Here is a 15,564-nt window from a genome sequence, read left to right as displayed (position 1 = left end):
GCGGCGGACTACTCCGATAGCTTGCAGGTGCGGCCCCGCGTTCTCCCCCGTACGCGGGGCCGCACCAGCGCGGCCGCGAGGCGGTCCGCTCAGTGGGCGAGTGCGCCCCGCAGTCCCGGCTCCAGCCGGTCCCCGTGAGCACGGACCATCTCGTCGCACAGCTGCCGGATCTCCTCGACCCTTGAGGGTCGCCCCCGTCGCCGGGTCGGCCATCGCCGCGTGCCTGAGGTGTCGCGGGTCGTCCTCCGTCGTCGCCCGCGCCACCAGGTCGGCGGTGCTGAGGTAGGCCCGGTCGAGTGCCGCCGGCTGCGGGGGCGGCGCGCCGACGCGGGTGGGCCGGACGCCCGCGGAGTCGACCAGGCACCGCACCTCGACGGCGCCCCGGGCGGGGAGGTTCTCGATCAGACCGTGGTGCGGCACGTTGCCGCAGACCGTGCGGGGCGTGCCCGTCACGATGCTCCGGATGTGCGGGGCGTACTCCACGGGTGCCCTCGACGGCGAGCGGTGCCCCGCACGCCGGCGCGTGGCGCGGCGACGAAACCGGCGTCTCGGGCTGCGGGCGACCCGGGCCAGGTCCGACCCGAGGACGTCGGCATGCGTCGGTTCCCGGAGGTCCGGGAACGATGGATACGGGCCGGGTGGGAGCCGTGATCACGGAGCTCGCGCGGGGCTGGTAGCGTCGCGTGGTCGCGGCGGGCGGCGCGAGAGAGGTGTCGGTGCGTGGGTGAGCGGCAGGACCGTGACTGGGTGGCGATGACCCCGGGCGACTTCGACCGGGACGCCCCGCTGGTCCTCAACGTGGGCACCGGTCCCGCCACCGTCCCGGCCGAGCCCGACGAGTACGGCACCGCCCCGCTGTTCGGCGAGACGGCACCCGTACCCGGCACCCGGCCGCGCCACCGGCGGGGACGGCCCACGGCCCGTCAGGAGCGGCTGTTCTGACCGTCCCCGCCAGGGTTCACGGGGCGGGCACCTCGTCCACGAACCCGGTACCGGCGGCGCGGTACCCGGCGACCTTCGCGGCCACCTCGGCCGGGGTGAGCACCCGGTCCTTGACGTGCAGGACGTAGTCCACCTGCTGGTCGTAGGCGCGCCAGGTCGTCGACGTCTGGCCGTTCAGGTCGATCAGCCACTGGTTGAAGTTGATCGACATCGGCCGCTCCGGCAGGTACTGCGCGTCGTGCGTGCCGAACAGCTGCCCGTCGACGTAGTAGGTGATGGCGCCGCCGTCGATCGTCACGACCAGGTCGTGCCAGCCGGCGTAGCTGCTGCGCTGCTCGGAGTGCTGGTTGACGGCCTGCCAGGGATCGGGGTCGTAGGTCTCCCAGGAGGTCGTGTAGAGGATGTTCGCCGGTTCGCCCCACCCGCCGTTCGGCAGGTACTCGAAGTCGTACTCGGCGTAGTCGTCGGCCATCGGCGCCTTGAGGTCGTTGATGGTGAAGAAGGTCTGCACCAGATGGTCCCCGTCGGGCCCGGACCTGGGCACGTCGGCGAACTTGACCCGTGCCGCATAGGTGCCGTCCTTGAACTTCACGGACTTGGTCAGGACCTCGGTCTGCGTGGTGGACGCGCCGGTTCCGGCGGTGGACGTCTCCAGGTTCATCACCGTGTTGCCGCCGGCCGAGACGAAGGTGACCTTCGAGGGGTCCCAGGTGGCGCCGGGGACGCCGGGCCCGCCGGAGTTGGAGCGCACGCTCCAGCCGTGCGCCGAGATCGCGGGGTCGGTGTGCGAGGCGTAGTCGAAGTCGTCGAACAGGGTCTGACCGCCGCCGGGCGGGTCCGTGGGGTCCGTCGGATCGGTGGGGTCGTTGCCCTGCGGAGCCGCACCCCAGACGGTGGCACCGGCCAGTTGGGCGGTCACCTTGTCCCAGTTCGCGTACGAGGTCCGGGCGCCGTCGAAGGAGTAGTCGTCGCTCTGCCGCAGCGTCTGCCAGTTGCTCTGGTAGAAGCGCAGTTGCAGGTCGCCGGTGTCCGCCCCGGTTGCCAGCGTGCCGGCGGCCGAGGTGAAGCCGACCTCCAGGTAGCGGTCGGCGGTCGCGGTCGGGTTGCCCAGGGTGCCGAAGGTGCCGGTGACGGCGGCGCAGCCGCGCACCGCCCAGGAGCACGCGAAGCGGTAGGAGGCGTTCGGGGAGTCGGCCTTGAAGTAGTAGCGGATCTTCACCTGGCTCAGCTGCACGGTGGACGAGCCGGTGTTGCGGACCTTGAACCAGGGTTCGGCCTGGTCCGCGGTGGCTCCGCCCGCGCTGGTGCGGTACTGGACGGCGAGTCCGTCGGCTGCGGGAGCGGCCTGGGCCGGGAGCGCGGTGAGGGCACCGCCGCCCAGGACGACGGCCACGGCGAGCGCCAGGCGGGCGCGGCCTGAGGTGGGTCGGTTCGTCATGCGGGATCCTTTCGGCGCGGCTCCCGCCTGTGCGGGAGCGTCGGATGGTGCGGGGTGTGGGGGAACGACAGGGGGAGCCCGGCCGGAGGGGCGGCGTGCGGCACGTCCAGGGCGTCCAGGCGGGCGCGGTGCCCGGCCAGCCGGGTCGTGAAGTCCCGCCAGCCCGACGAGCCGTCCCAGACCCGGTCGGCGAGCGCGCACAGCCGGGGGAAGGTGAGGTACTCGACGTGCTCGGGGGTGCGCACGAACTCCGTCCACAACTGGCCCTGGGCGCCCAGCACCCGGGACGCCGCCTCCCGGGTCGGCGGCGCGAGGTCCACGTCGTGGACGGCGCGCAGGTCGACGACTACTCCCGGCTGGGCGGGCGGTTCCCCGGGCCCGGTGCCGCGCGCGTAGTCGAAGTAGGTCGCGCGGTGGTCGGCGTGCACCACCTGGTGCCCGCGCAGTGCCGCCGCCCGGGCGTGCGCCGGTTCGCGCCAGCTCATCACCGTGCAGTCCAGGGGCAGGGCGACCCCGCTCTCGGCCCAGACCACCGGCCTGCGGCCGGCGCGCACCAGGTGCTCGGACAGCCGCGCGATGAACCAGGGGTGCAGCTCACGGGGCCCCGCCAGCCCCTCACGGGCGGCACGGGCCCGCGCCGCCGGACTGCGCTCCCACTCCGCGGTGGGGACCTCGTCCCCGCCGAGGTGCACGTAGGGCGAGGGGAAGACGTCCATCACCTCGTCCAGGACGTCGCGGAAGAACTCCAGGACGTGGTCGCCGGTGCCGAGCACGTTCTCGCACACGCCCCAGTGCGTCCACACCTCCAGTCGACGGGTGGGGTCGGTGCCCAGCTCGGGGTGTGCGGCCAGGGCGGCGCGGACGTGCCCGGGCAGACCGGTCTCCGGCACTACGCTCACACCGCGCTCCGCCGCGTAGGCGACCAGGTCCCGCAGCTCGGCACGGGTGTAGGAGCCGCCGTGCGGCACACCGTCGAACCGGTCGCTGCCCGCCGGACCCACCATCGACTCCGCGCGCCGGCCGCCGACCTCGGTGAGCCGGGGGTGGGCGGCCACCGGCATCCGCCAGCCCTGGTCGTCGGTGAGGTGGAGGTGGAAGACGTTCAGCTTGTGCAGCGCCAGCAGGTCGACGTAGCGCCGCAGATAGGAGACCGGCTGGAAGTGCCGGGCGACATCGAGCATGGAACCGCGCCAGGAGTGGCGGGGCACGTCGGTGATCTCCACGGCCGGCAGCTCCCACGGCACCCCGCGCACCGGCCGCCCCGACAGGGCGTCGTAGGGCAGGAGTTGCCGCACCGTCTGCACGCCGCGCAGCAGCCCGGCCGGGCGGGCGGCCCGCAGCAGGGCGCCCTGGGGGCTCACGGTCAGGCCGTACCCCTCCTCGCCGAGGCCGGTCAGCGCCGGGTCGAGGGCGAGCACGAAGGAGCCGTCGGGCGCGGAGTCCAGGCGGAGTCCGGTGGCCGGGGCGAGGAGGGTGCGCAGCAGGGCCGCGGCGGCACCGGCCCCCGGGGTGACCCGCAGCCGGGTCGTGCCGTCGAGGCGGAAGCGGCCGGAGCGGGTGGAGAGGCGGCGGGGGCGGGGAACGAGGGCCAGTTCGGGGCGTGGCAGGTCCACGGGGCGACTCCGGTGGTCGGCGGTGCGCGGCGGTGAGGGGGAGACAAGGGCCGGGCGAGCGGGACGGCGGACGCGGTCAGCCCTTGACGCCTCCCGAGGCCAGCCCGGCCGTCACATGCCGTTGCAGGGCGAGGAAGACGATCAGCGCGGGGAGCGCGAAGAGCGTGGAGGCCGCCATGGTGGCCCCCCAGTCGGTGCCGAAGGTCGACTGGAACGAGGAGAGCCACACCGGCAGCGTGCGGCTGTCCTGCTGCTTGATGATGAGGAAGTTGGCGTAGGTGAACTCGTTCCAAGCCGTGATGAAGCCGAACAGCGAGGTGGCCATGAGCCCGGGGGCCAGCAGCGGGAACGCCACCCTGCGGAACGCCCCGGCCCTGGTGCAGCCGTCGACCTGTGCCGCCTCCTCCAGCTCCGGCGGGATGCCCGCGATGAAGCCGCGCAGTACGACCACCGTGAACGGCAGCGTGATCATGAAGTAGATCAGGGTCAGGGTCACAAGGCGGTCGAGCATCCCGGTGTCGCGGGAGATGATGTAGATCGGGATGATCAGTGACTCCCAGGGCGCCATCTGCGCGACGAACACCGCCAGCATGAACTGCCGGCGACCGCGCCAGCGCATGCGGGCCACGGCGTAGGCGGCGCCCAGCGCGACCAGCAGGGCGAGCAGGACGGCACTCAGGGTGACCAGGATGCTGTTGCGCCAGAACAGCGCGAAGCCGTCGGCGCCGACCGCCTTGCGGAAGTGCTCGAACGTCCAGGCGCCGGGCACCAGCCGGGGATCGTAGGACTGGATGTCCGTCGACGGTTTGAACGCGGTCGTGACCATCCAGTACACGGGGAAGAGGCAGACGACGACGGTGAGCGCGGCGGCGGCGTTCAGCGGGAGGCGGCGCAGCGTGCGGCGCGCCGGGGGACGGGGACGCGGGGTGCTCACGGCTGCTCGCCCTCCTGACGGAACAGTTGGCGGAAGTAGAGGACCAGCACGCCGCTCATCAGCAGGACCGTGAGCATCGAGGCGGCGGAGCCCAGGTCGTAGCGCTGGCGGGCCAGCGCGGTCTGCACGGCGTACACCGGCAGGATGGTGGTGGCCTCGCCCGGTCCGCCGCGGGTCATCACCCAGATCTGCACGAACGCCTTGAAGGTCCAGATCACTTCGAGGGACAGGACCAGCATGAAGATCGGCCGGATCAGCGGGAACGTGACGGATCGGAAGACGCGCGCCGCGCCCGCGCCGTCCATGCGGGCCGACTCGTACAGTTCCGCCGGCACCGTGACCAGCGCCGAGTAGAGCGTGATCGCGGCGAAAGGCACGGACTGCCAGACGATCAGGACCACCACGATGCCGGACGCGGCCGCGCCGTGCGCGAACCAGGGATAGCCCTCGTACGACGCGAACCCGAGACCGGTGAGGACCTTGTTGACGATGCCGAACTCGGAGTGGAACAGCCACTGGAACACGGTGGTGGCCGCGACCACCGGCACCGCCCAGACCAGCACCAGGGAGCTGAGCACCACGGTCCTGGCCACCCGCCCGAGCCGCTCGGTCATCAGCGCGACCAACGTGGACAGCACCATGATCGCGACGACCTCGACCGCCATGAACACGAAGGTCCGGCGCACCACCTCCCAGAACTCCGGGTCGCCGAGCAGCGTGCGGTAGTTGCGCAGGCCGACGAAGTCGGCGTCACCCAGGACGAGTTGCCGCAGTCGGAAGTCCTGGAGGGAGATGAGCACGGCGCGGGCCAGCGGATAGAGCAGCAGATACAGCATGCCCAGCACGGCGGGGGCGATGAGCAGGTACGGCCAGAGGGTCCCCCGGCCCGCGGCGCCGCGCGGCACGCTCCGCTCCCGGACGGTCGACACGTCGCCTCCTGGTCTCGTGTTCGTGGTCGTGTTCGTGGTCGTGGTGTCGGGGCCGACGGTGGTCAGGAGTCGCTGCCCAGCGTCTCGGTGATGGTCCGGGAGGCCTCGGCCGCCGCGGACCCGGCGTCCTCGCCGGTGAGCACGGCCGTCATGTACTCCTTGATCGGGTTCTTGGCCTCGACCGCCGCCCACTGGGGCGTGTTGGGAGTGGCGTGCCCGTTGGCGGCACCGGCCGCCATGGCCGCGGTACCCGGGTCGTCGGCGACGGCGCCCGCCAGGGTGGTCTTGTTCGGTACGTAGCTCATGGCGACGGCGAGCTTCTTCTGCCAGGCATCGCCCGTCAGTTCGCGGATGAGGGCGAACGCCTCCTCCTGGTGGGCGGCGACGGCCGGGACGACCAGGTCGGAACCGCCGGTGAACACGGCGCCCGGACGGTCGGCGGTCTTGCCGGGGATCGGGAAGAAGCCGAGCTTTCCCTTGAGTTCCGGGTTCTTCTCCTCGACGACCTTGGCCCCGCCCGGCACGGCGATGATCTGGGCGACCTGCCCCTTCGCCATCACCTCGGCCTGCGGCGGCTGGGCCTCGTCCGAGTCCTTGGGCCCCTTGCCGAGGGCCTGGAGCTGCCGGTAGAAGTCCATGGCCCGCAGCGCTCCCGGGCTGTCGAGACCGCCCTTCCACCCGCCCCCGGACTTCACGGCCAGGTCGCCGCCCTCGTCCCAGACGAAGCCGGACAGCACGTACCAGTTCTGCCCCGGCAGGTAGATGCCCTGGGTCCCGCCCCCGTCGAGCTTGCGGGTGGCGGCGATCCACTGCTCCCTGGTCCTGATCCGCGTCGCGTCGATCCCGGCCTTCTCGAACAGGTCGGTGCGGTGGATGACGACCCGGTTGGCCGCGTAGTAGGGAATGCCGTACTGCTTGCCCTCGTACGAGCCCGGCTCGGCGAGCCCCTCCAGCCAGTCGCCGCCGCCCAGTTCCCCGACGCGGTCCGAGAAGTCGGTGAGGCCGCCGCTCTGGGCGTACTGGGCGACCTGGGTGTTGCCGACCTCGATGACGTCCGGGGCGTCGTTGCCGGCCAGTGCCGCGGTCACCTTCTCGCCGATGCCCTCCCACTCCTGGATCTGGATCCTCAGGTCGATGTCGGGGTGGGCCTTCTCGAAGCCCGTCTCGAACTCCTTCTGGAACTGTGCCGAGACACTGTCGCGCATGAGCCACACGTCGAGGGCGGTCCTGCCGTCCCCGGCACCGTCGGAGGTGCCGCCGGACGAGGAGCAGGCGGCGAGCCCGGCGCTGAGCACCAGCGCGGAGAGCAGGGCGAGCGAACGGTACTTCACGGTTCACCTCTGGGAGAGCTGGAAGGGACGACGCACCCGCACTTGACCAGTAAGGGGCACGGGACTTACCAGTCGGCGTTGGTCGAAGGTGGCATGGACCAATGAGGGCGTCAACCCCCCACGTATGCCCGGGTTTTCGGTCGATCGGACGTGGGGGTGGCTGGTTCGCGCCCGAGGTGGACAGGTAAGCTCTGTTGACCAGCAGACCAGTTACGGGAGTACTGCATGGAGATCGACGCCGCCGCCTCGGGTGCGGTGCTCAAGCGGGAGCGCGTCCGCGACGCGGTCCTGGAACTCATCGAGGAGCGGCGCCCGGGGGACGCGATTCCCTCCGAGCGCACCCTGTGTGCCGAACTCGGCGTGTCCCGGCCCACGTTGCGCGCCGCGGTCGACGAACTGGTGGTCGCCGGACTGCTGGTGCGCGAGCACGGACGGGGTATGTTCGTCGCCGCCGAGAAGATCACCCAGGAACTGGTCTCCGACCGCCGGGCCTTCAGCCTCCCGCAGGCCGCCGGCGCCTGGACCAGCCGGCTCCTGGAGGTCCGCACCCTGCCCGCGGGGGCCCGGGTGGGCCGCAAGCTGCGCATGTCACCGGCGGCCCGGATCCACTACGTGGCCCGACTGCGGCTGGTCGACGGCTCGCCCATGGCCATCGAGTACCTGCACGTCCCCGCCGACCTCGTCTCCGACCTGACCAGTGACGAACTGGAGCAGGGCGACCTGTACGAGCACCTGGGCGAGCGGCACGACGTCCGGGTCAGCGAGGCCGTGCAGTCCATCGAACCCACCGTGGTCACGCGTGCCGAGGCCGACCTGCTCGACGTGCCGGAACTCTCCCCGGCGCTCCTCTTCGAGCGCCTGACCACCGACACCCGGGGCCGGCCCGTCGAGTACGTGCACTCCCTCTACCGGGGCGACCGCTACCGGATCGTCTCCCGGCTCACCCTGGGCCCGCGCGACCAGACGCCGCCCTCGGACGAGGGGCACCATCCGGGGATCCCGCCGGGGGACTTCGCCACCAAGGACCCCGTCACGCTCTCGACGCGGGGGGTGGTGCAGGACGGCATGTAGCGCCACCTCGGCTCCGCGGAAGCGCACGGAACCGCGTGGAACACCGCGGCAGTGCTCGGAAGTGCTCGGAACGGCTTTGTATCGAGCACATATTGACATGTCACGGCTGACGCCGCAGAGTCAGGCCCGAAAGTGTCCGACAGCCCGACGTTGCCCGACCGCGCCCCGACCGTGATGCGAACCGCCACGAGGAGTGTTGCCGTCATGTCCGAAACGCCCGCTGTCTCACGCCGACTGCTCCTGGGCTCAGCCGCCGCCACCAGTGCCCTCGCGGCCGGGATCGGGGCCGCGGCCCCGTCCGCGTCGGCGGCCGCCGAACCGGCGCCCCGCCGCCGGCCCGGCCAGAGGTCGATGATCGGCGTACCGTTCGCCGCCCACAGAACCGTCCGCGTCGCGGTCATCGGCCTCGGCAACCGGGGCGGTGGCATGATCACCGGCTGGGCGGCCGTGCCCGGCTGCACCGTGACCGCCGTCTGCGACATCCGCCCCGACCGGGCCGAGCGCGCCGCCGACCGCCTGGAGAGCAAGGGCAACCCGCGCCCCGCCGCGTACGGCGGCACCGCCGACTCCTACGCCCGGATGCTCCGCCGCGACGACATCGACCTCGTGTACGTCGCCACGCCCTGGGAGTTCCACTACGAGCACGGCCGGGCCGCGCTGCTCAGCGGCAGGCACGCCGTCGTGGAACTCCCCGTCGCGACGGAACTGCGCCAGCTGTGGGACCTCGTCGACACCTCCGAGCGCACCCGCAGGCACCTGCTCCTGTCCGAGAACTGCAACTACGGCCGCAACGAACTGGCCATGCTGAAGGCGGCGCACGACGGCCTGTTCGGAGAGCTGACCAACGGCCACGGCGGCTACCTGCACGACCTGCGCGAACTTCTCTTCTCGGACACCTACTACACCGACTCCTGGCGGCGGCTGTGGCACACCCGCAGCACCGCCTCCTTCTACCCCATGCACGGGCTGGCCCCGATCGCGGCGGCCATGGACGTCAACCGCGGCGACCGCATGACCACCCTGCGCGCCACCGCGACGGCCCCGAAGGGACTGGCCGACTACCGGGCCCGCTTCGTCCCGCGCGACCATCCTTCCTGGAAGGAGACCTACATCAACGGTGACCTGGTCACCTGCATGATCGAAACGGCCCGGGGCAGGACGATCCGGGCGGAGCACGACGTGAGTTCGCCCCGGCCCTACAGCCGGATCAACAGCCTCGCGGGCAGCCGCGGCATCGTCGAGGACTACGCCGGACCCGCACCGACCGGCGCCCGCGTCTACGTCGAGCCGGACCACAGCGGCCACACCTGGCGCGACTTCGAGGGCTACCGCAAGGAGTACGACCACTGGCTGTGGCAGAAGGTCGGCGACGACGCCGCGAACAACGGCGGCCACGGCGGCATGGACTACGTCCTGCAGTGGCGCACCGTCCAGCTGATGCGCGCGGGACTGGTGCCGGACATCGACGTCTACGACTCGGCCGCCTGGTGCTCGCCCGTCCCGCTCAGCGTCACGTCGCTGGCCGCGGGCGGCCGGCCCGTCGAGATCCCGGACTTCACCCGGGGCGCCTGGCGCGCGCGCAGGCCCGGCCTCGACTCGGCGCCCACCGACATGCCGCCCGTCGGCTGACCCCGGGCGCCGCGCACCGGCACGCCGTGAGGCGTCGCCCGCAGGGTGCGCCCTACCGCGCCAGGACCTCCCGCGGGCCCATCACGACGACCGGCTCCTTGTCCGGGTCCAGGGAGGTCAGCAGCGCGCGCATGTGCTCCTCGCTCAAGGACACGCAGGCGTTGGTCGGCCCGTCGTGGTCCACGTGGATCCAGACGCCGCCGCCCCTGTCCTCGCCCATGGGGCGGGTCTTGTCCAGCGGGGTGGTGCCGGGCACCCGGTTGTAGTCGATGGCGACCACGTAGTCGAACGATCCCTCCAGGGGCTCGCCCAGGTACCCGGTGCCCGACACGGAGAACTCCGGGTCCTCGTCGTAGGGGAGCCGGGTCCCCGGGTCGGGCAGTCGGCCTCCCGCGTCGCTCAGGCCGAAGACACCGATGGGCGAGTGCAGGTCGCCCGCCTCGTGGTCGTCGGTCCAGCCGCGCAGGCCGTTGTGCGCGGGCCAGGGACCGGCGACCGCGCGCCAGCCCTCGGCCGGGAAGCGCTCGTAGAGCACCACCTCGGCCCGCGACGAGCTCTCGGCCTCGCCGGTGACCACCAGGGCCTGCCGGGTGCCGTCCGGGAGACGCTCCCGCATGACCGGACCGACCCCGGGCAGCGGACGGGGGAAGGAGCGCGGGGGAGCGGGGCGCGGGGCCGTGGAACTCCCGGGTGCGTGCGCGTCCTGCGAGGAGGGTCCCGCGGGCGCCCGGGTGCAGCCGGTGGCCAGCACGCCGGTGCACATGACAGCGCCGATCACCAGGGCCAGCGCTTTCCTGACGGTCATATCGATCTCCGACTCCGTGTGTGGACTCTTCATAGCTAGACCACTTCCGGAACCGGGTCGTGCGGCCGCCTCGCGGTCTCCCCCGGATGGCGCAGCGGAGCCCCGTGCGGCGGCGGCCGAGGACTCGGGTCGGCAACAAGGTTCCTCCTCAGACCCCTTACTCACTGGTGAGGCTCGGACATGCCGTGTAGCGTCAGCAGCAGATGTCGTGGTTCGCCCAGACCGCCCGCGCCGGAGTGCGGGCGGTTTGCTGTGCAATGCCGGAGGACCAGGACGACCACCTCCGGGTTCGCGCGGTGCGGATCCGATAACGGCTGAAAGGCAAAAGGCATGGCCAGCGGAACTGTCAAGTGGTTCAACTCTGAAAAGGGCTTCGGCTTCATCGCGCAGGACGGCGGCGGCCCCGACGTCTTCGCGCACTACTCCAACATCAACGCTCAGGGCTACCGCGAGCTGCAGGAAGGCCAGGCCGTGACCTTCGACATCACCCAGGGCCAGAAGGGCCCGCAGGCGGAGAACATCACCCCCGCCTGATCGGGAGATCGCCGAGCAGGGCGGGGTCCCGGGGACGTTCGTTCCCCGGGGCCCCGCCCTGTGGCATGTCGTCCCCGCGCCGTTGGTCCGCTTGGGCGAACCGCCGACAGCAGGGCGGCCGCCCCGTTTCGCCGAGTCGGGGATCGGCCGGCGCTTGCGGGCCGGCGCGGGTCAGGAGGTCACGGCTTGCGGGCGAGTCCGCCGTGTTCGCCGATGGGCTTGGCGTCGTCGTCGGCATCCGCGTCCGGACGCCACCGGGTCACCGGGACCACGCCCGGCTCGACCAGCTCCAGACCGTCGAAGAACGCGGTGATCTGGTCGACGCTCCGCAGGATGTACGGCGCGGCACCGCTCTCGTTGTAGGCGTCCTGCGCCCGGTCGAACTCCGGGTCGACGCCCCGCGAGCCGTCGTTGATCGAGAGGTAGCTGCCGGACGGCAGGGCGTCGACGAGCCGCGCGGCGACGGAACGTGCCTGGTCGTAGTCGGGGATGTGGCCCAGGATGTTGCTGAGGATCAGCGCGATGGGCTGGTCGAAGTCCAGCGTCTCGGCGGCGGCCGCGAGGACGGTGCCGGGGTCGAGCACGTCGGAGTCGATGTACGCGGTCGCGCCCTCGGGCGTGGAGTAGAGCAGCGCACGGGCGTGGGCGAGGACCATCGGGTCGTTGTCGACGTAGACGATCCGGCTCTCCGGCGCGATGCGCTGGGCGACCTCGTGGGTGTTGTCGGCGGTCGGCAGCCCGGTGCCGATGTCGAGGAACTGCCGGATGCCCGCCTCGGCGACCAGGTGGGTGATGTTGCGGCGCAGGAAGGCGCGGCTGCTGCGCGCGATGGTGACGATGCCCGGGAACACGGCGGTGTACGCGTCCCCGGCCTGCTCGTCGACCGGGTAGTTGTCCTTTCCGCCCAGCCAGTAGTTCCAGATCCGGGCCGAGTGCGGCACGGAGGTGTCGATCTTCTGCTGCGCGGCGTGGCCGGGAGTCGTCGAGGGGTCGCTCATGGGTGCGGTCCGTCTTTCAGCCGAGGCGTGGATGCTTGAGCACAACCTACGTCGCAACGGACCGTTTCTGTACACCGGTTGGCCGACAGGACCGGACGCGACCGGGCGCCGTCGGGCCGGCGGCGGCCCTCGGCGGCGCGGTGCGCCCGTCACCGGCATCACCAGGGAGTACAGGGAGGTGGCGGCGAGCAACAGGCGGTTGTTCTTCGGGCCGCCGAAGGCGATGTCGGAGACGGGACCGGGCACCCGGGGGAGGTGAAGGTGCGGCTGCCCGGCCGCGCTACTGCGCGCTGGCGGCGGGGCGCACCACGATCTCGTTGACGTCCACCTCGGCGGGCTGTGCGACGGCGAAGGCGATCGCCGACGCGATCGCGGACGCCGGAACGGCCACCGAGCGGTAGGTCTTCATGTCCTCGCGCGCCCGCGGGTCGGAGATGGAGTCGGCCAGCTCGGACTCGGTGACCCCCGGGGAGACCACACTGACCCGGATGTCTCCCTCCGACTCCTGGCGCAGCCCCTCGGACAGGGCACGCACGGCGAACTTGGTGGCGCAGTAGACGGCGGCGGTCGGCACCACCTCGTACGCGCCGACCGAGGCGATGTTCACGACGTGCCCGCCGCCCTGCTCCCGCATGACCGGCAGGGCGGCCGCGATGCCGTGCAGCACCCCGCGGACGTTCACGTCGAGCATCCGGTCCCACTCGTCCACCCTCAACTCCGACAGCGGCGAGAGCGGCATCACCCCGGCGTTGTTGACCATCACGTCCACCCGTCCGAAGCGCTCGACCGCGGCCGACATGAAGGCCCGTACGTCGGCGGCGTCGGTGACGTCGAGCCGCCTGAAACCGGCGGTGCCCCCGTCGGCGGTGATCCGCCCGGCCAGCTTCTCCAGGCGCTCGGTGCGGCGCGCGCCGAGGAACACCCGGTGGCCCTCGGCGGCCAGGCGCAGGGCCGTCGCCTCACCGATCCCGCTGCTCGCGCCGGTCACCAGGACGACCTTGGTGGTCTGCGTCATGACGATGTCCTTCCCACACATACGTGCTGCCGCGGTCGGCCGACCGCACCGCCGAGTCTGGGCGGGGCGACGGGACCGGACCAGGACGGTTCCTGCCTGGGTGCGGCACACCCGGGCAGGGCGCGCGGAACACGGCACCGCGCCGCGAGGAAGGTCGGATCCCCGTCCTCGTCGGGGGAGGGGGGAGGGGGGAGGTGGGGGAGACCGAAGGACCGGGCCGGGGCTAACCGGCGTCCGCACCCCGTACGGACAGGGTGCGGAGCACGTCGAAGCACTCGCTGAGCAGGGGCCGCAGCGGCAGCTCCTGCCCCTGGTCGATCCAGCGCCCGAAGGCGACCTTGAGCACGCCGATCGCCGCCTCGGCGGCCAGCCGCGCCGCCAGTTCGTCCACCCCGCGGTCACGCAGCGCGTCGGCGAGCGCGCCGGACAGCGACGCGAGCTTGATCAGCTCCCTCTCCCGCAGCTCCGCGTTGGCGTCGATGACGCTCTGCCGCAGGCGGACCAGCTCGCCGCGCTCCTCGAAGGCGCCGGCCGCCGCGTCGAGGGCGGCGGCCACCGCCTCCATCGGCGTCGCCGTCGGGGACGCCGCCGCGACGGCGCCCACGCACAGCTCCTCCAGCCTGCCGGAACCGGCGAAGAGGACCTCGCGCTTGTCGGCGAAGTGCCGGAAGAACGTCCGCTCCGTCAGGCCCGCACGCTTGGTGATCTCGGCCACCGGGGTCTGCTCGTAGCCGCGCTCGACGTACAGCTCCAGCGCCGCCTGTTCCAGGCGGCCGCGCGCGTTCGGCTCCCATCGACCCATGCCGGGGAGTCTACGCGAGGACAGGCACTGTCATGCGGTGCGCACCGGACCCCGCCCGGACCGGCACCGAGGCACCGTTGCCCGGGAGCGGCCTGCTCCGAACGAACCACTACCGGCTCCCGGACGAGGAACGCCTCGCACTCCCTCTGCGGCACCTACGGCTCGTACGCGCTCGCCCTGCCCCTTCCGGCCGCGTGACCGGGGGCAGGGCTGAGCCGCCGTCGTCAGGCCCGCGTCGGTGCCGCGTCCGTCATGTCCGCCGGCCACAGGTCGGGGCCGAAGACCTCGTACCGGATGCGGCGGGCCGGGACACCCGCGGCGAGCAGCCGGGCCCGCACCTCGCGCATGAACGGCAGCGAGCCGCACAGGAACACCGCGGCGCCGTCCGGCAGTTCGAGGCCGGAGAGGTCCATCAGGCCACTGCGCGCCTCCGGTTCCTCCGGGCCGGGCCGCTCGTACCAGAACACGGCGCGGCCGTCCGGCAGCCGGCCGACCAGCTCCCGCGTCTCGGCGCGCAGGGCGTGCTCGGCGGGGGACCGGTCGGCGTGCAGGACCAGCACCGGACGGGTCGACCCCAGCGCCGCGAGGTGGGACAGCATCCCGGTGAGGGGCGTGCAGCCGATGCCCGCCGAGACCAGTACGACGGGGGCGGAGTCCTCGGCCTCGTCGAGGACGATGTCGCCGGACGGCGTCGACAGGGTCAGCTCGTCGCCGCGGCGCACACCTCGTCGAACAGCAGGTTGGAGACCTCGCCGTCCGGCGACCCCTCCGTGCCGAAGACCCGTTTGACGGTGATCCGGCGCAGATCCCCGCCGGGCGCCGAGGACAGGCTGTACTGGCGCAGCTGCCGCACCCCGTCCGGCATCCGCACGCGCACGCTGACGTACTGGCCGGCCCGGGCGCGCGGGGCGGGCTTCCCGTCGGCCGGGCTGATCACGAAGGACACCACGTCCGGCGTCTCCGTGCGCCGCTCCACCACCGTCCACCGGCGCCAGATGCCCTCGGGCCGCAGTCCCGCCTCGGGGGAGAGACGCGCCTCCATGGCGATCAGCGCTCCGGCCATCAGCCAGTACACCTCGTCCCAGGCCGCCGCCACCTCCGCGGTGACCGCGTCGCCCAGGACGTCGGCTATCGCGGCGAACAGGTACTCGTGCACGATCGTGTACTGGTCGTCGGTGACGCCGACGGAGACGTGCTTGTGCGCGATGCGCTCCAGCAGGGCGTCCGGACGGGTGGCCGGGTGGTCGAGCAGCGCGCCCGCGAACGCGGCGATCGAACCGGCCAGCGCCCTGCGCTGCGCGCCGCCGGCCTGATTGCCCCGGTTGAACAGCCCGTCGAGCAGCTGCGGCCGGTCCTGGAACAACGTGCCGTAGAACCGCGACGTGATCTCGTCGAGCGCCTCGGACACCGCGGGCAACGTGGCCCGGACCACGGACGCGGACTCTGCGGAAAGCATGGAACCTCCCGTGAAGGAATGGGGGAGCGGGAACCGTGGTACAGAGAGCCAGATTACGTATCCGTGT

Annotated in this window: 13 protein-coding genes and 2 pseudogenes; 4 read left to right on the top strand and 11 right to left on the bottom strand. The window is 72.3% G+C overall.

Translation table 11 applies throughout. From position 1 onward, the window contains the following. Positions 1–89: 89 nt before the first annotated feature. A pseudogene (locus IE94_RS38470) lies at positions 90–529 on the bottom strand (family 4 glycosyl hydrolase); the annotation flags it as partial. Positions 530–720: 191 nt separating this feature from the next. On the opposite strand from IE94_RS38470, the gene IE94_RS0128035 reads away from it, so the two are divergent. Beyond that, the gene (locus IE94_RS0128035; RefSeq protein WP_030189647.1) at positions 721–942 is read left to right on the top strand and encodes a hypothetical protein; all 222 of its coding nucleotides are present in this window, start codon (positions 721–723) and stop codon (positions 940–942) included. Between the two features lie 16 nt (positions 943–958). Here IE94_RS0128035 and IE94_RS0128030 read toward each other — a convergent pair whose 3' ends face one another. The 5 genes from IE94_RS0128030 to IE94_RS0128010 form a co-directional block, all read right to left on the bottom strand. Continuing rightward, positions 959–2,380 carry a cellulose binding domain-containing protein gene (locus IE94_RS0128030; protein ID WP_030189645.1) on the bottom strand — a complete coding sequence of 474 codons (1,422 nt, stop codon included), beginning with the start codon at positions 2,378–2,380 and terminating at the stop codon, positions 959–961. Further along, entirely contained in the window at positions 2,377–3,993 is a 1,617-nt protein-coding gene (locus IE94_RS0128025; RefSeq protein WP_030189643.1) for a beta-N-acetylhexosaminidase, read from the bottom strand. The genes IE94_RS0128030 and IE94_RS0128025 overlap by 4 nt, the downstream gene beginning before the upstream one ends. A gap of 76 nt (positions 3,994–4,069) precedes the next feature. Then, positions 4,070–4,927: a carbohydrate ABC transporter permease gene (locus tag IE94_RS0128020; protein ID WP_030189641.1), complete on the bottom strand. Its 858-nt coding sequence runs from the start codon at positions 4,925–4,927 to the stop codon at positions 4,070–4,072. Beyond that, positions 4,924–5,856, bottom strand: coding sequence for a carbohydrate ABC transporter permease (locus IE94_RS0128015; protein WP_030189639.1), 933 nt, complete (start codon positions 5,854–5,856; stop codon positions 4,924–4,926). The genes IE94_RS0128020 and IE94_RS0128015 overlap by 4 nt, the downstream gene beginning before the upstream one ends. A gap of 62 nt (positions 5,857–5,918) precedes the next feature. Continuing rightward, positions 5,919–7,187: an extracellular solute-binding protein gene (locus IE94_RS0128010; protein ID WP_030189637.1), complete on the bottom strand. Its 1,269-nt coding sequence runs from the start codon at positions 7,185–7,187 to the stop codon at positions 5,919–5,921. Positions 7,188–7,412: 225 nt separating this feature from the next. On the opposite strand from IE94_RS0128010, the gene IE94_RS0128005 reads away from it, so the two are divergent. Continuing rightward, on the top strand, positions 7,413–8,258 hold the full coding sequence (locus IE94_RS0128005) for a GntR family transcriptional regulator (RefSeq protein WP_030189635.1): 846 nt from the start codon (positions 7,413–7,415) through the stop codon (positions 8,256–8,258). A 204-nt stretch (positions 8,259–8,462) separates the two neighbouring features. Then, complete coding sequence (locus IE94_RS0128000) at positions 8,463–9,887, top strand: Gfo/Idh/MocA family protein (RefSeq protein WP_030189633.1); 1,425 nt, start codon at positions 8,463–8,465, stop codon at positions 9,885–9,887. 52 nt (positions 9,888–9,939) lie between these two features. Here the strand turns inward: IE94_RS0128000 and IE94_RS0127995 are convergent, their stop codons facing one another. After that, positions 9,940–10,692, bottom strand: coding sequence for a hypothetical protein (locus IE94_RS0127995; protein WP_030189630.1), 753 nt, complete (start codon positions 10,690–10,692; stop codon positions 9,940–9,942). A 330-nt stretch (positions 10,693–11,022) separates the two neighbouring features. On the opposite strand from IE94_RS0127995, the gene IE94_RS0127990 reads away from it, so the two are divergent. Then, complete coding sequence (locus IE94_RS0127990; RefSeq protein ID WP_003978336.1) at positions 11,023–11,226, top strand: cold-shock protein; 204 nt, start codon at positions 11,023–11,025, stop codon at positions 11,224–11,226. A 179-nt stretch (positions 11,227–11,405) separates the two neighbouring features. Here the strand turns inward: IE94_RS0127990 and IE94_RS0127985 are convergent, their stop codons facing one another. The 4 genes and pseudogenes from IE94_RS0127985 to IE94_RS36145 all read right to left on the bottom strand — a co-directional run bounded on the left by IE94_RS0127985 (position 11,406) and on the right by IE94_RS36145 (position 15,497). Further along, positions 11,406–12,224 (bottom strand): SAM-dependent methyltransferase, encoded by an 819-nt coding sequence (locus IE94_RS0127985; protein WP_030189629.1) that lies wholly within the window; start codon positions 12,222–12,224, stop codon positions 11,406–11,408. A gap of 280 nt (positions 12,225–12,504) precedes the next feature. Continuing rightward, positions 12,505–13,239 (bottom strand): SDR family oxidoreductase, encoded by a 735-nt coding sequence (locus tag IE94_RS0127980; RefSeq protein ID WP_030189628.1) that lies wholly within the window; start codon positions 13,237–13,239, stop codon positions 12,505–12,507. A gap of 223 nt (positions 13,240–13,462) precedes the next feature. After that, positions 13,463–14,041, bottom strand: coding sequence for a TetR/AcrR family transcriptional regulator (locus IE94_RS0127975; protein WP_030189627.1), 579 nt, complete (start codon positions 14,039–14,041; stop codon positions 13,463–13,465). 224 nt (positions 14,042–14,265) lie between these two features. Then, positions 14,266–15,497: pseudogene (locus IE94_RS36145) on the bottom strand (globin domain-containing protein). Positions 15,498–15,564 lie beyond the last annotated feature (67 nt).

The organism is Streptomyces violaceorubidus (assembly GCF_000717995.1).
In the GTDB taxonomy this organism is placed as follows: Bacteria; Actinomycetota; Actinomycetes; order Streptomycetales; family Streptomycetaceae; genus Streptomyces; species Streptomyces violaceorubidus.
The sequence above is the reverse complement of the archived record's forward strand: the minus strand, read 5'-3'. Positions and strand labels throughout refer to the sequence as shown.

Coding starts and splice junctions, on each gene's coding strand:
- IE94_RS0128030 (WP_030189645.1), bottom strand. CDS start 2,380: ATGACGAACCGACCCACCTCAGGCCGCGCCCGCCTGGCGCTCGCCGTG.
- IE94_RS0128005 (WP_030189635.1), top strand. CDS start 7,413: ATGGAGATCGACGCCGCCGCCTCGGGTGCGGTGCTCAAGCGGGAGCGC.
- IE94_RS0128000 (WP_030189633.1), top strand. CDS start 8,463: ATGTCCGAAACGCCCGCTGTCTCACGCCGACTGCTCCTGGGCTCAGCC.
- IE94_RS0127995 (WP_030189630.1), bottom strand. CDS start 10,692: ATGACCGTCAGGAAAGCGCTGGCCCTGGTGATCGGCGCTGTCATGTGC.
- IE94_RS0127990 (WP_003978336.1), top strand. CDS start 11,023: ATGGCCAGCGGAACTGTCAAGTGGTTCAACTCTGAAAAGGGCTTCGGC.
- IE94_RS0127985 (WP_030189629.1), bottom strand. CDS start 12,224: ATGAGCGACCCCTCGACGACTCCCGGCCACGCCGCGCAGCAGAAGATC.
- IE94_RS0127980 (WP_030189628.1), bottom strand. CDS start 13,239: ATGACGCAGACCACCAAGGTCGTCCTGGTGACCGGCGCGAGCAGCGGG.
- IE94_RS0127975 (WP_030189627.1), bottom strand. CDS start 14,041: ATGGGTCGATGGGAGCCGAACGCGCGCGGCCGCCTGGAACAGGCGGCG.